Origin of the sequence: Mesorhizobium sanjuanii (genome assembly GCF_002529485.1) — a bacterium.
Taxonomy (GTDB): Bacteria; Pseudomonadota; Alphaproteobacteria; order Rhizobiales; family Rhizobiaceae; genus Mesorhizobium; species Mesorhizobium sanjuanii.
The window spans coordinates 1-14572 of record NZ_NWQG01000076.1; the positions used below are offsets into that span (position 1 = coordinate 1).

A 14572-nucleotide genomic window follows, 5' to 3' on the forward strand; every position below is an offset into this window, starting at 1 on the left:
GCAATGGCTTGTGGAGATCAGAAGTTTGCAGAGAGTTGAGCTCTGGCGTTTTCAGGACCAGCATGACGACAGAAAATCCCGGAAATTCCGGGTGTTAACATGGGTTGTGAAACGGGCGCGCCATGTGAGGATTCGGGGCTGCCGCGCCGAGAAAGCAACCGCGTCTTGCGTGGAAAGATCGCCGTTGCCCCGAATTCCATTCAGAAGTGTGGGATTGATCACTGTCCGGCGCCTGATTCCGGCCTAGAGGGGGTGCTGTCGGCGTCCTTGTCACAGCAAACAGTTTCGAAACGAACCTTGTGTCGGCTGTGGCCAAACATGCCAACAACGGCTGAATTTTCTCGTTTCAAAGCCGTTACACGAGAAAGCGGGTGCACCATTCGCCCGTTACCAGGCGCGGTTAAGTTCGTTTTACTGAAAAAAGAAAATCGACGACAGGGAACAACGATGTTTACCAAGATCCACACCGCCGGCCACGATCACCAGTTTCAGGCCCCGGAGCGCAATGAGCGCCGCCCGAAGCTGGCATTGCGCCAGCGCGCCAGCGATCATCCGATGGGGCTGTTCACGGTGTTGGCTGCCGCCGCATTCGTCGGCATGGCGTTCACGCCGACCGTTGGCCCGGCCTTTGCCTCGCTGAACCCACCCGCCAACATCATCGACGGCGCGACAACCACGACCAAGACCGGGCGCCTGCCGATGCCGCAGATCGATTTTGCCTGCAAGGGCCAAGTCTGGGGCGCCGAGAGCGTGGACTGCTTGCGCGCCATCGCCCAGCAGTCCGGGGTGCACAGAGCCCGCGCCGTCCGCATGATCGCGAATGCAACTCCGCTGGCCAGCACACCAAACGTTTTTTGAGTTTTTGGCGAGCATGATCTTTTCGAAGACCGGTTCCCCCTTCCAGGGATCATGCTTGCCCGAGCGTCCTCCAGCGCTCAAGTCAGGCTCCCGCCCGCATCGTCGGTTGGGGGCCTTCTTTTTAAGGCTTCTAGCTTCCCAATGCCGCCTGTTCGGCAATGGCCGATAGGACGCCGCGCACGTCCAGCGTGCTGAACGGCTTTTCCAGGATGTGTGGCCGCAACGGCGCGGGCAAGGCCTCGATCTCGGCCTTGGCGCCGATCAGGTCGCCGGTGACCAGCACGAAGCGCCGTGCCAGATCGGGCCGCTCGGCGAGCAGTTCGCGATAGATCGATATGCCGCTGGTGCCGGGCATGCGCAGATCGGAAAAGACGATGTCCGGCGGCATGTGCCCGCCCAGGGTCGCAGCCGTGGATGCCCAGATTGGCACGATGCGCGACTTGATGCCCATCAGTTCCAGAATATCGGAGAGCGAGGCGGCGACGTCGGGCTCGTCATCGATGATCAGCGCATGGCGCAATCCGCTCGACCGCGCCGGGCTTTCGCCCGCAACGGCGCCGCTGGCGGCGATCGCCGGCAATTGCACGACGAAACGCGCGCCCCTTGGCACGACCTCCTCGAACCAGACATTGCCATTGTGCCGTTCGATGATCGACTTCGAGATCGACAGGCCGATACCGGTGCCGACGCCGACCGGCTTGGTGGTGAAATAGGATTCGAAGATACGGGCGCGTATCGCCTCCGGCACGCCCGGGCCGTTATCCTCGACGGAGAAACCGGGATTGCCGTGGTCGCTGCGAAAGGTCCGGACCTTGATCAGCCGGTCACCGCCGATGCCGGCCAGGGCGTGCTGGCTGTTGACGAGGAAGTTGGCGGCCACTTGCGTCACATGGTCGGCGTCGGCCATGGCCAGAAGCGGACCGCTGGCAAAATCGGTATCGATGATGATGCCGGTTGATCTGGCGCCGTAGGCCGTCACTTCGAGGGCGGCGCGAACCACCTGGTTGAGATCGGTCTCGGCCTGGGCCGCTGGATGCAGACGCACCATCGACAGAAAACTCTTGACGATGCGGCCGCAGCGCTCGGCGGCGGCGCGGACCTTTTCGGCGCGCACCTTGGTCTGCGGATCGGAGGCGAATTCGTGTAACAGCGTCGATTGGGCTACGACCACGGCCAACGGGTTGTTGAGCTCATGCGAAACGCCAGCAAGCAGCGAGCCCATCGCCGCCATCTTCTCGTTCTGGTGCAGCTTTTCGCGCTGGCGGCCGATCTCCTCCTCGGCGCGCAATTTGTCGCGCAGGTCGCGGATCGAGCCGAAGATCAGTCGCCGGTCGGCGACCCGCATCTCGGTTGCCGTCAATTCGATCGGGAAGACTTCGCCAGCCGCGTTCTGGGTGACGGTCTCGAGCCGCTGGCCGACCATCGGCGCGCCGCGGCCCGACATGTAATCGGCGCCTGACACGTAGCCCTTGCGATAATATTCCGGAACGACGGTGTCGAGCAGGTCCTTGCCGAGGATGTCGCTGCGCTGGTAGCCGAACATCTTTTCGGCGGCCGGGTTGAATTCGATGATCGAGCCGGTTTCGTCGATGACGATGATGGCATCGAGCGAGGCCTGCAGCATGGTCCGGCGGATGACCTCGCTGGCATGGGCATCGGAAAGCGATCGTTCGATGGCGTCGCTGATGGCCAGCGCGATGATGTGCAGCGCCGCCTCTTCCTCGTCGGTCCATTCACGCTCGTTCACACAATCGTTGATTGCCAGCGTGCCCCACAGATGGCCGTGGGCAAAGACCGACACCGACAGGAACGACTTGATGTGCTGCTTTTCGAAATCGGTTCTCAGGAAACCTTCGAGGTCGCGCGTGTGTCCGGCGAAGACCTTGCCTTGCCGTTCATCCTCGCCCAATCGCTCCAGCAGCGGATCCGAATTGACGACCGACTGCATGATGACCGTCGGCGAGGCCAATTCGCCGCCAAACCGGGGGTCGATCCAGTAGGCCGCGACCGACTGGGCAAAACCCTGGCCGGGCAGTTCGCGCAGACGAAACAGGATGCCGCGCTGGCAATCGAGCGCCGTGCAGAGCGTGGCAAGGATGTTTTCCATCTCGCGCTGCCAGTCACCGGCTTCGCGCAACCGGCGGACGACATTGACAGCCGCCATCGCCGCGCCTTGCCTGGCGCCGTGCACATCGGTGTGTCCTGCTTCAGCAGTCATTGTCAGCCGTCATTTCCAGAGCCGTGCCAGGCCAGAGCGGATACCAGCGGCCCGTTCAGTTGCCTTCACCGGTCGGCAACGAGAAGATATAGCCTTCGCCGCGCACCGTGCGCAGGAATTTCGGATTGGACGGGTCCGCCTCGATCTTCTTTCTCAGCCGCATGATGCGGATGTCGACGGCGCGCGACGATTCCGGATCCTCGACGAAACCGATCGCCTCGGAGATCGCGGCCCGCGTCAACAGCCGGTTGGCTCGCGTCAGGAAAACCTCCAGCACGTCGAACTCGCTCTTGGCCATATCGATGACCGTGCCATTGGCGCCGGTGACGAACCTGCCATCGAGATCGGCATGGAAGGGCCCGAAGCTCATGGCACGGCGGTCGGCCGCTGCTTCGGCCTTGACGCCCTGCGGCTCGCTCGGTTGGGGGACACGGCGCAGCACGCTGCGGACCCTCGCCAGCACCTCGCGCAATTCGTAGGGCTTGACGATGTAGTCATCGGCGCCGAGTTCCAGCCCGACGATGCGGTCGAGCGCGGTGCCGGCGGCGGTGGCGTAGATGACGCCGATCGGGATTTTCGAGCGCAGCCAGCGGCCGAGCGACAGGCCGTCCTCGCCAGGCATGGCGATGTCGAGGATGGCCAGATGGAACGACTGCGTTTCCAGCAAGCTGCGCGCGGCCGCGGCACTTTCAGCCGTCGCTACATCGTAGCCGCTGGCGCCGAGATACTCGGCAACCGCGTCCCTCAGATCGGGCTCATCCTCGACGATGATTATTCGTGCCCGCACTATGCTCTCGCTCCCGCTTTCAGTGGAAAGTAGATTGGGTATAAACATCATGTCCAGCGCTCATATTCGGTTGCTGAGGGAATGGTAGGAAAAATGGCCGCACGATCCGTTATTGCGCTTGTTTCCGTCGCCGATGCGGTCGCGACCGATCTCGCCGACCATCTCGATCGGCGCGGCCATGATGTGCGCACGGTGCGCCAACCCTGGGAGGCCGAATCCCTGCTTTCGGGAAAGGGCATCGATGTCGCCATCATCGGCGACAGCCTCAGCCAGGCGGAAGGGCGTGACCTGCTCAGGCGTTATGGCGGCGAGGGCGGGCCGGATTTCATCCTGATCTGCCGGCCGACCGATCTGGTCGACAAGGTGCTGGCGCTCGAACTGGGTGCGGCCGACGTCGTCGAGAGCCCGCTCAATGTCAGGGAACTTGCCGCCCGCATCGGTGGATTGCTGACGCGGCGCGGCAGGAGCGCCGGGGAGTTGATCGTATTGGAGAACGCAACGGTCGACCTCCGGTCGGCCATGGTCATGCACCGCTCCGGCACGGAGGAACAATTGTCGCCAGGCCAGGTGGCGCTGCTCAAGCTGTTTCTGGCCAGTCCGCGCAAGGTGCTGACGCGAGACGACATCATTGCCGGAGCGCCCGCTGAAAATGCCGATGCCTTCGATCGCTCGATCGATTCGCGCATCGTGCGGCTGCGCCGCAAGCTCGACACCGAAACCATCACCACCATAAGGGGTGCGGGCTATCGGTTCGACCCGCCGATGCAGTTCACCGATTGAGGGCAGGGTGGCCACCTGCTGTCCACAGGTCTTGATGCTCAGCGCACCACGAGAAGCGACGGACCTGACGGCATTTCGCCAGGGCCGGTTTTGCGAGCCCCCATTTCGCCGGTAATAACGAATTCGGTCGCCTGAGCACGGTCCTTCAGAAGCACGGTGACAAGGCCGGCAAAGCCGAGCAAACCTTGTGCGTAGAGCAGTGCGGAAAGCACAGAAGCTGCAAATTTCGTGTTCATCGTATCCACTCCCCAAATTCAGATATACGTCATGCCTCGGGATACCTCCCGAAGTGCCCGCGCCGCTGCGGAGCCCCCCGTCGCGGCGCGGGCCTTCGGTCCTCTCGGCTGCAAGTTGCCGGAGGGGCCGCGCATCTTCTTCAGCCCAAAACCGACCCGCCAGAGGGCCTTGAGCCGGTTGACGCGCAGGGCTGGAAACGATCCAGACCGTGGCGGGGAAACAGAACCACTTTCGATTTCGTGCAAACTTTCGTTTGGTGCCGGCTGTTTCCGTTGGGTCAAATCTGCGGCTGGCCTGTATCCACATCATGCCGCCCCACGCCGCGCTCTGTTGCAAGTTGGTTTCGAGCGTAGTCAAATTTCTTTCATATTAGAGAAAAATGGGCTTTCGCTTGGGATTAGCCGGCATCTTCCGCCCGCCAGGTTCGGTGGCAGCCGGCACTGGCGCCGCCGGTTTCCACTCCGAAAGATCCGCTCCAGGCGGCTCGCTTCCGTTAACCATGGGAAACAGATTCGAAACAGAAACGCATATCTTGCGAAATCTGTTCGAAACACGCTGCGGGGATAAGCCGGTCATCGAATTGGAACCGGCCAGGTCCGGCAGACAGGGGGACATCATGCACACCACCATTTCCGCCAAGCTCATCCACATCACCGCTGCCGCCCTGATGGGCGCGGCCTTTCTCCTCGGCGCCGGCAATGGCGCTGCGCAAGCCGCAAACAAGATCGTGGCGCGGGTCTCGCTTTCGCAGCAGACCATGGAAGTACTGGTCGACGGCCGGCGGACCTTCGCCTGGAAGGTCTCGACCGGCGCCAGGGGGTATGTCACGCCGACCGGCTCGTTCAAGCCGACCCGCATGCATCAGATGTGGTATTCGAAGAAGTATGACAACGCGCCGATGCCGCATTCGGTCTTCTTCAGCGGCGGCTACGCCGTGCATGCGACCAATGCCGTCAAACGCCTGGGGCAGCCGGCCTCGCATGGCTGTGTGCGGCTGCATCCGGACAATGCCGCCGATTTCTACCAGCTTGTCGAGGTCTTCGGCCCGGCCAACACCAGCATCGTCATCGTCAAGTAGGCTGCGTTGGAACGGTTGTAAGGCCTGAGCTATCGGGCTTCACCGCTCCGGCTTCCCGCCGAAGGCGGCGGTAAAGTCAAGCAGCCAAAGAGGCCGGATTTTCCGGCCTCTTTTTATTTGGTCGTCAGTTCTAATCCTGTAGCGCCGGCATCAGCTTCGGGTCGGGCTTCTCGGCATGATGCGGCAGGTCCTTGCTGGCGATGAAAGTGTAGAACATCGGCACCACGAAAAGGGTGAACATGGTGCCGACCAGGATGCCGGTGAAGATCACCAGGCCCATCGAATAGCGGGCCGCGGCGCCCGCGCCGCTGGAGGTAATCAGCGGCACCACGCCGAGCGCCATCGCCGCCGTCGTCATCAGGATCGGCCGCAGCCGCACCTTGGCCGAGGCGATGATGGCATCGCGCCGCCGCATGCCGTGCTGCTCGCGCTGCTGGTTGGCGAACTCGACGAGAAGGATGCCGTGCTTGGTGATCAGGCCGATCAGCGTGATCAGGCCGACCTGCGTGTAGATGTTCAATGTTCCGAGGCCCAGATTGAGCGGCACGATGGCGCCGAAGATCGACAGCGGCACCGCCATCATGATGATCAGCGGGTCGCGGAAGCTTTCGAACTGCGCCGCCAGCACAAGATAGATGACGACGACGGCCGCGCCGAAAGCGATCAGAATCGTGTTGCCCTGTTCCTTCTCCTGCCTGGACTGGCCGGAATAGTCGATGAAGAAGGTGTCGGGCAGATTCTCGTTCGCGATATCCTCAAGGGCTTTCAATCCGTCGCCGGTGGTGACGCCGGGCAGCGGGAGCGCGGAAATCGTCGCGGAATTCAGCTGGTTGAACTGCTCGATGGCGGCCGGCGAAGCATTGGTCGAAATCTTCACCACCGCCGACAGCGGCACCATCTTCCCGTCCACGCTACGCACGTAATATTCGCCAAGCTTTTCAGGGTTGTCGCGGAATTCCTGCGGCACCTGCGGGATGATGTCGTAGCTGTTGGAGTCGCGGTCGAACTGCGCCACTTCGGCGCCGCCAACGAGCAGCGTCAAGGTCTGGCCGATATCGGCAATCGGCAGGTTGAGGGCCGCGGCACGGTCGCGGTCGATGGTCACTGTCACCTGCGGTGCGTCGTAGGCCATTGAATTTTGCACGACGATGAAACGGCCGGAGGCCTGGGCCTTGTTCTTGATTTGCTCGGCCACCTCGTACACTTCGGAAGCGGGCCCCGTCGAGCGCACCACCATGGCGATGGGCAGGCCGCCGCCGGAGCCCGGCAGCGTCGGCGGCGCGAAGACGAAGGCCTCGACGCCTGCCACTTTGGCGATACGAGCGGTAATGTCAGCCTGCAGCTCCTTGGAATTGCGCTTGCGTTCCGCCCAATCCTTGAAGGCAAATCCGACGAAGGCGCTGTTTGTGGCGCCGCCGAAGGCGACGGCCGAGAACTGGGCCCGCGTTTCCGGAATGTCCCTGACCAGACCGAGAATCTGGTTGACGTATGTCTCGGTATAATCGGATGTCGCATAACGCGGCGCCGTGACCAGCGAGAGAAGGAAGCCCTGGTCTTCTTCCGGCGCCAATTCGCCCGAAGTCTTGGTGAACATGAAGCCGGTCACGCCGACAAGCGCAAGCACAATGATCAGCGTCAGCGGGCGATAGTTCAGCGAACCGGTGACGGCCCGCTCATAAACGTGCTCGACCCGCGCGAAAGTGCCGTCGACAATACGCTGGAAACGGCCCGGCGTGCCCGACTTCAGCAGGCGCGCCGACATCATCGGCGTGATGGTGACGGCGATGACGCCCGACAGCACCACCGAGCCGGCGAGCGTGACCGCGAACTCACGAAACAGCGCGCCTGTCAGGCCGCCCGTGAAAGCCAGCGGCGCGAACACGGCCGCCAGCGTCATCGTCATTGCGACGATAGCGCTGGCGATCTCTCGCATCCCGCTGAAAGCCGCCTGCATCGGCGACATGTGGTCTTCTTCCATGTGGCGGTGGATGTTTTCCACCACCACGATGGCGTCATCGACGACAAGGCCGATCGCCAGCACCATGGCCAGCAACGACAGGAGATTGATCGAGTAACCCACCGCAAACAAAAGGAAGCAGACGCCGATCAGCGACAGCGGGATGGTGACGATCGGCATCATCACCGAGCGGAAAGAGCCGAGGAACAGCAGGATAACGACGACAACGATGGCCACTGCCTCGGCAATGGTCTTGAACACTTCGTCGATCGAGGCGCTGATCTGTCCGGTTGCGTCATAGACGACCTCGATCGTCATGCCTTTCGGCAGCGTCTCCTGTATCTGCGGCACGAGCCTGGTAAGCGCTGCCGCCGTGGTTAGCGGATTGGCCGCCGGGGTCGGGAAGATGGCGAGGAAGGTTCCGGGCTTGCCGTTGAAGCTGACCCTGGTGTCGGTGTTCTCCGCGCCGAGTTCGACACGCGCCACGTCGCGCAGCCGCACCACATTGCCGTCGGTCGAGCGTAGCGGCAACTCGGCGAACGCCTCCGGTGTCTGGAGTGTCGAGCGCACGGTTATCGATGAGACGACATATTCGTTCTCGGTGTTGCCGGGCGCCGACAGGAAATTGGAATTGTTGATCGCCGTCAGCACTTCCGAGGCCGTCACGCCGCGCGCGGCAAGCCTGACCGGATCGATCCAGACGCGCATCGAATACTCTTGCGCGCCGAAGATCTGGACGTCAGCGACACCCTCGACCGTCGACATGCGCGGGCGGATGACGCGCTCGATATATTCCGTCAGTTGCTCCTTCGTCATGTTCGGATTCTGCATCGAGATGTACATCATCGCGAACTGCTGTCCGGTGCCTTTGACGATGACGGGATCCTTGGATGCTTCCGGCAAGGTACCGCGCACCCCCTGTACCTTCGACAGCACCTCGGTCAGCGCGACATCCGGGTTGGAACCGAGCTTCATCTGCACCGTCACGGTGCTGGAGGATGGCCGGCTCGACGACGTCACATAGTCGATGTTTTCCGTCGAGGCGACGGCACGGGCGATCGGCGCCGAAATAAAGCCCTGGATCAGGTCGGCGCTGGCGCCCGGATAGGCCGTCGTGATCGTGATGGCGGTTTCGTCAACCTTCGGATATTGCCGGATCGAAAGGTTGAAGATGCCCTGGAAGCCCAAGAGCAGGATCATGCAGGCCAGAACGGTCGACAGGACCGGACGGCGGATGAAGATGTCGGAGAAACTCATTTCTGGCTTGCCTGCAGGTTCACCGGCTTGGTCGGGTCGATCGTGTTGTCGACTGCAACGGACATGCCGTTGAAAAGCCGGTTCTGGCCGGCCGTGACAACTTCGTCGCCGGGCGCGATGCCCTCCAGGATCTCGATGAGACCGGCATTGCGACGGCCCGGCTTGACGAACACCTGGGAGAGCACGAGTTCAGGCTTCTGCCCTTCCGCTGCAGGGTTGGCCGCGCCGGCAGCCTTCTCCTCGGGCTTTGCAGCAGGCGCGGGGGAAGCGGGTTTCGCTGCGTCCGTCGCTGGTTTCGCGGCGTCCGCCGGCTTGGCAGCATCCGCCGAAGCGGGCTTATCGGCTGCCGGAGAGGCGGGCATTTCTCCGGGCTTCGCTGCTGGAGCCGCCGGGGCGGCTTCCGTCTTGGCTGGGCGCACGACGAAGACGAAGTCGCCGTAGAGGCTGGTGGTCATCGCCGTCTGCGGCAGCGCCAGCACATTGTTTTCCTCGGGCAGTTCGACGCGCACCTGCACGAACTGGCCGGGCGTCAGCTTGCCTTCGGGGTTGGCGACCTCCGCCCTGACGGTCACCAGCCGACTTGTCGGGTCGATCTTGGGGTCGATGCCGCGAATGGCGCCGGCGAAGGGCATGTCGCCGCCGCCGATGCCCAGCCGAACCGTCTGGCCGATCTTTAACAGGGGAAGCTGCTGTTCGGGAATCGAGAAGTCGACCCGCATCGTGTCCAGGTCCTGCAAGGTCACCACGGCGGTGCCGGGCGCCAGATACTGGCCGAGGTCGATCTTCGGGATACCCACCGTGCCGCCGAAAGGCGCCGTTAACTGCTTCTGCTCAAGCACCGCCTGCATCTTGTTCACCTGTGCGAGGGTGGCCGATGCGGTTGCCCGCGCCGTGTCAAGCGTAACGTCCGCACCGACGCCGCGCCTCTGCAATTCGACGGCGCGCGTCAGCGCCGTCTGGACGAGCACGGCTTGAGCCTTCTCCGCATCGAGATCGGCACGTTCGACGGCATCGTCGAGTTGAAGGAGAACCGCGTTGGCTTTGACCTTCTCGTTGGCGTGAAAAAGGATCTCCTTGACGATACCGGCGGTCTCAACAGTCAGGTCAACGCCGCGCACCGCACTCACCGTGCCAATCGCCTCGACGCCCGGCGTCCAGCTGATCGGCTTGACGATGGTCGTCGACACGGTCGCCGCCGGCGGCTTCATCGTGGCGAAATACTGTTTGATGCCGTTGTCGCGCAGGAAGTTGAAGCCAACGATGCCGCCGACCACGGCGACCAGCACGAGCAAAACCAAGGCGATGACGACTATCTGAATTATGCGTCTGAACAAGAGTGTCCCCTCAAGCGGCGACCGGCATGGCGGTCGGTGTCGGGACACTATCCACGGCAGGTCCCAATTTCAAATAACGGCGATCTTACTGTACCGTCTGGACGGTCTTGTCAATTGGGCCTAATGTTGCGATGGGAGGGCGCCATGAAAGCCCAAAGATCGAATTCGCGCGAGAAGATTCTCGCCGCGGCCGCCGATGTTGCCCGCGAATCTGGGCCTGGAAGCCTGTCGCTGGATGCGGTCGCCAGCCGTGCGGGTGTCTCGAAGGGCGGCTTGCTGTACAATTTTCCGACCAAGGCAAAGCTGATGCAGGCGCTGGTGGAAGATTACCTGCGCGAGTTCGAGCGGGCGCTGGAGGCCGCACGTAAGGCCGGAGCCAGCGGCGAAAGCCTGCTTGCCATCTACATCAAGCTTTCGGCCAGCGACTGCGAGGAGCCGCAACCGTCGGCCTCGTGGATATTTTCGGCGATCGCCGAGGATCCGGATTTCCTGACGCCGATAAAATCGTTCAAGCGGCAGCTCTTCGAGCGGCTGAAAGGAGAAACGCCTGATCTCAAGGCGCTACTGGTCTGCTTTCTCGCCATCGAGGGGCTTCGCAGCATGAACCTCTTCGATTCAGATATCCTTTCGGCCGACGAACGCGGGCTGCTGATATCGTCCTTGCTACGGATTGCGGGATAGTTGCCGTGGGCGTCGGGAAAGCTCAAAGGGTAGGTAGCTCAGGAGGTCGAAAAGCACGCCGAGAAGGCTGCATCGACAATGGCAAGCTTGGCGGCCTGGACGGCCATGTATTCCTGATGAAACTGCTTCGAAACCCACATCACCGAATGCCCACGCCGGCCCAGCCAACCGACGCTGCCGAGATCTTCGGCGTCGCGCAATTTGCGTGAAAGATGGGTCCGGGAAAGCTTGAGCCAGTTGGCGAAGTCCACGATCGACACCACACTGGTTGGGATCCGGTCGAGACCCGCGTGGTCGGGATCGATGCCGGACATCAACCGGTCCATGACGATGCCGCCATTGTTGAGCCAGATGAACAGGGAAAAAGTCTGTTTGGGCTCGCGCACCGGCTGAGAAGAAAGCAGGCCGTCCGCCACCAGCGGCTGCAATCTGGCAAGCATATCGGGTTGCGCGAGGTACGTGGTCAACCGGCTTCCGCCGTCGAGGCTGTCCAGCGTTTGCAGATGAGCGGTGACCCAGCCGGTAAACGTCTTCACAGTGGCCGCCGTGACCTCGAAAGGGAGGGCACGCCCATCCCCATGCGTCGGCAGATACTCGACGACACGATAACGCAGCATCTCCTTGATGAAAGCCTCGGCGGTGTTGCGGCTGGCCACCGAATGCTGGCGAATGGCCTCGATGAAACGGGCTGCAGTCAATTCCTTGCGATGGTCGCTCAGGTCTCGCCTGAAATGCAAGGCAAGACCGACATGGCCCATCAGCCAGCGCTGCTGCGTGGCGAATATGGAAGCAAGCCGCGGGCTCGCTTCATAAATCTGGATAAGCGCCAGCGACTGCGCCTGGACACAGCGGTGCAACGCCGGATGGCCAGCAATGTCTTCAGCGTTCAGTGCCATCGTCCCCGTGCTTCAACCCCAGACTTCCGGCGTGGTGGATCTGCAGTTCCCATGATTTCATTGGCATTAACGGTTAGAAGCTTTGAAATCAAAACACCACTGGATTTCAATGGCTTGCCCGTATGACAATGAACCCGGAATCTGCCCCGGGCCTATCCAACAAATCCGAGCCGCGAAGACGCAAGTCACGATTTCGAATGTTCACAGCCTGTAGCCGCGCGAACTCGATCGAACACCGTCAAGGATGCCATGCACGAACCCACCGTCAGCCAGGCAGATCACCGGAACGACCTTGCCGGTGATCGCGGCTGGACGGCGCAGCAAGCAAGGAAACCCTTGCCGCAGCCATCATTGTCATGGCCGGCTTTCCAACGTATTGCCCACCTTAAAGCGCGTCGCGTTGATGAGATTCACGCAGGGCGCGGTGATACGCCAATGGGTGAAGCATGAGCGAAATCAAGGTGGAGCGCCTCAGCAAGCGGTTCAACGAGACGGCAGCACTTGACGCCGTTTCGCTTGACTTCCCGGCGGGATCCTTCACCGCGCTGCTCGGCCCGTCCGGATGCGGCAAGACCACGATGCTGAGGCTGATCGCCGGCTTCGAGGCGCCCAGCGAGGGCAGCGTCTTCTTCGGCAAGGAACTAGTGGCCGATCCGCAACGGCAGGTACCACCGGAGGCACGCGGCGTCGGGGTCGTCTTCCAGTCCTATGCGCTTTGGCCACATATGGATGTCGCGGCAAACGTCGCCTATCCGCTGAAGGCCCGGCATGTCGAGCGCGGCGCAATCGCCGGCCGTGTCGGCGCTGTTCTCGACATCGTCGGGCTCAGCGGATTTGAAGGCCGCCGCATCGAGGAACTGTCCGGCGGCCAGCGTCAGCGCGTGGCGCTGGCGCGTTGCCTGGTCGCCGACGCCAGGATCATCCTGTTCGACGAACCGCTGGCCAATCTCGACATGCATCTGCGCGCCTCCATGGTCGATGCGTTTCGCGACATCCATCGCCGCACCGGCGCCACCATCGTCTATGTCACCCACGACCAGGCCGAGGCCCTGGCATTGGCCGACCGTGTCGCCATCATGAGTCAGGGCAAGGTGTTGCAGGCGGCAGCGCCGGAGGAGGTCTACCGCGCGCCGGCCAATGCGACGATCGCCGGCTTTGTCGGGCGCGGGTCGATCGTTGCGGGGATAGTGGTGGATCCCGCCGGGAAGACCGCAACGGTCGATATAGCAGGGTATCGCCTCATGGCGCGAAGTGCCGGGACATCGGCGGGGCCGGCCAAGATCCTGCTGCGGCCGGAAGCGCTGCGGATTTCACCCGAAGGCATTCCGGCGACAGTGCTCGACAGCATCTATCGCGGCCCGGTCCATGAGGTGAGGCTGGCTTTGTCGGCACCGGAACAGGGATCACGGCAGGAACTGCTGATCGACAGCACAGAGACTTTGGCAGTCGGCCAGAAGGTGCGCATCGCAGCCTCGGACGCGTGGGTGGTCCCCGACGTCTGACCCATTATCGCCAGGGCAGCACACCCGCTGGAAGTCGCTGTCCGAACCGGTCGAGCACCAGCAGCAGGACAACGACAACGGCGATCGTGGAAACGGCGATCGCCGCGGCCTGCGTCCCCAGGCCGGCCTCCTCGAGGCTGAACAGCACCACGCCCAGCGTCTCGTTGCCGCTCGACCAGAGCAGGGCCGAGACCGTCAGTTCGTTGAAGGCGCTCATGAAGACGAGCAGGCCGCCCGCCACGGCCGCCGGCGCCGCGAGCGGCGCGGTTATCGTCATGAGCCGGCGAAGGGCTCCGGCTCCCGATACCGCCGCCGCCTCGTCGAGGTCACGTGAAATCTGCCCGACCGCGGTCGCTACCGGTTTCAAGGCGAGCGTGAAAAACCGCATCATATAGGCGATCACGATGATCGACGCCGTTGCATAGAGGCTGCCGATCAGCGGCAGCGGGCGCAGGAACAGGAGGATGCAGGCGATGGCAAGAACGACACCGGGGACGGCATAGGGCAGGTCGACGATGCCGCCGAGGAAGCGCTGCCAGCGCCGGCCGAGCCGTTCGAGCACTGCGGTCACCGGAATGACGCCGGCGGCGAGGATAAGCGCCGCGCCGCCGGCAAAAAGAATGGAATTGCGGAAGGCGCGGACCGTCGATGCCTGATGGACCAGAACCTCGGCATAGTTGGACGCGGTCATCGTCTGCCAGCCGAGCGGCACGCCGAAGGACGGGACGAGCGACGTCGCCAGCAGCGCGCAGGCCGGGAGCACCAGAATGAAGCCGATCACCAGCCAGGCAAGGCCGGCAAGTGGCAAGTGGTAGCGCCCGAGCTCGAAACGCGTCGGCGTGCCAGCGGTGAAGCGGTGCGTGACGCCGCGCAGCGCGAGGGTCTGGCAAGCGACACCGGCCAGCGCCAGCACACCGACCAATACCGACAGCGCCGTGATCTGCGGCAGCACGCCGGGACCGAAGCTCGACAGGTCCTGATAGATCA

Annotated in this window: 13 protein-coding genes; 5 read left to right on the forward strand and 8 right to left on the reverse strand. The window is 62.7% G+C overall.

What is annotated here, in order from left to right; translation table 11 throughout:
* The first annotated feature begins 447 nt into the window (after nucleotides 1-447).
* Nucleotides 448-858 carry a hypothetical protein gene (locus CN311_RS13325; protein ID WP_097574178.1) on the forward strand — a complete coding sequence of 137 codons (411 nt, stop codon included), beginning with the start codon at nucleotides 448-450 and terminating at the stop codon, nucleotides 856-858.
* Between the two features lie 130 nt (nucleotides 859-988).
* Here CN311_RS13325 and CN311_RS13330 read toward each other — a convergent pair whose 3' ends face one another.
* A complete protein-coding gene (locus CN311_RS13330; RefSeq protein ID WP_165779692.1) occupies nucleotides 989-3076 on the reverse strand; it encodes a hybrid sensor histidine kinase/response regulator in 2088 nt (695 codons plus the stop codon).
* A 55-nt stretch (nucleotides 3077-3131) separates the two neighbouring features.
* A complete protein-coding gene (locus CN311_RS13335; protein ID WP_208866488.1) occupies nucleotides 3132-3911 on the reverse strand; it encodes a response regulator in 780 nt (259 codons plus the stop codon).
* 45 nt (nucleotides 3912-3956) lie between these two features.
* On the opposite strand from CN311_RS13335, the gene CN311_RS13340 reads away from it, so the two are divergent.
* Nucleotides 3957-4643, forward strand: coding sequence for a response regulator transcription factor (locus tag CN311_RS13340; RefSeq protein WP_097574180.1), 687 nt, complete (start codon nucleotides 3957-3959; stop codon nucleotides 4641-4643).
* Between the two features lie 38 nt (nucleotides 4644-4681).
* On the opposite strand, the gene CN311_RS13345 is transcribed toward CN311_RS13340, so the two are convergent.
* Nucleotides 4682-4879 carry a hypothetical protein gene (locus tag CN311_RS13345; RefSeq protein WP_097574181.1) on the reverse strand — a complete coding sequence of 66 codons (198 nt, stop codon included), beginning with the start codon at nucleotides 4877-4879 and terminating at the stop codon, nucleotides 4682-4684.
* 617 nt (nucleotides 4880-5496) lie between these two features.
* Here CN311_RS13345 and CN311_RS13355 point away from each other — a divergent pair.
* Complete coding sequence (locus CN311_RS13355) at nucleotides 5497-5958, forward strand: L,D-transpeptidase (protein WP_097574188.1); 462 nt, start codon at nucleotides 5497-5499, stop codon at nucleotides 5956-5958.
* A gap of 130 nt (nucleotides 5959-6088) precedes the next feature.
* Here the strand turns inward: CN311_RS13355 and CN311_RS13360 are convergent, their stop codons facing one another.
* Together CN311_RS13360 and CN311_RS13365 are read right to left on the reverse strand one after the other, a co-directional pair.
* Nucleotides 6089-9172: an efflux RND transporter permease subunit gene (locus CN311_RS13360; protein WP_097574182.1), complete on the reverse strand. Its 3084-nt coding sequence runs from the start codon at nucleotides 9170-9172 to the stop codon at nucleotides 6089-6091.
* On the reverse strand, nucleotides 9169-10506 hold the full coding sequence (locus tag CN311_RS13365; protein WP_097574183.1) for an efflux RND transporter periplasmic adaptor subunit: 1338 nt from the start codon (nucleotides 10504-10506) through the stop codon (nucleotides 9169-9171). The genes CN311_RS13360 and CN311_RS13365 overlap by 4 nt, the downstream gene beginning before the upstream one ends.
* 144 nt (nucleotides 10507-10650) lie before the next feature.
* Between CN311_RS13365 and CN311_RS13370 the strand changes: the two genes are divergently transcribed.
* On the forward strand, nucleotides 10651-11187 hold the full coding sequence (locus tag CN311_RS13370; protein WP_097574184.1) for a TetR/AcrR family transcriptional regulator: 537 nt from the start codon (nucleotides 10651-10653) through the stop codon (nucleotides 11185-11187).
* A gap of 38 nt (nucleotides 11188-11225) precedes the next feature.
* Here the strand turns inward: CN311_RS13370 and CN311_RS13375 are convergent, their stop codons facing one another.
* Nucleotides 11226-12083, reverse strand: a complete 858-nt coding sequence (locus CN311_RS13375; RefSeq protein ID WP_097574185.1) for a hypothetical protein — start codon at nucleotides 12081-12083, stop codon at nucleotides 11226-11228.
* 201 nt (nucleotides 12084-12284) lie between these two features.
* Nucleotides 12285-12407, reverse strand: coding sequence for a hypothetical protein (locus tag CN311_RS33650; RefSeq protein WP_280954035.1), 123 nt, complete (start codon nucleotides 12405-12407; stop codon nucleotides 12285-12287).
* Between the two features lie 122 nt (nucleotides 12408-12529).
* Here CN311_RS33650 and CN311_RS13380 point away from each other — a divergent pair, with 122 nt between their 5' ends.
* Entirely contained in the window at nucleotides 12530-13585 is a 1056-nt protein-coding gene (locus tag CN311_RS13380) for an ABC transporter ATP-binding protein (protein ID WP_097574186.1), read from the forward strand.
* Nucleotides 13586-13589: 4 nt separating this feature from the next.
* On the opposite strand, the gene CN311_RS13385 is transcribed toward CN311_RS13380, so the two are convergent.
* A partial coding sequence (locus CN311_RS13385; RefSeq protein WP_133117174.1) for an ABC transporter permease occupies nucleotides 13590-14572 on the reverse strand: 983 nt, incomplete at its 5' end.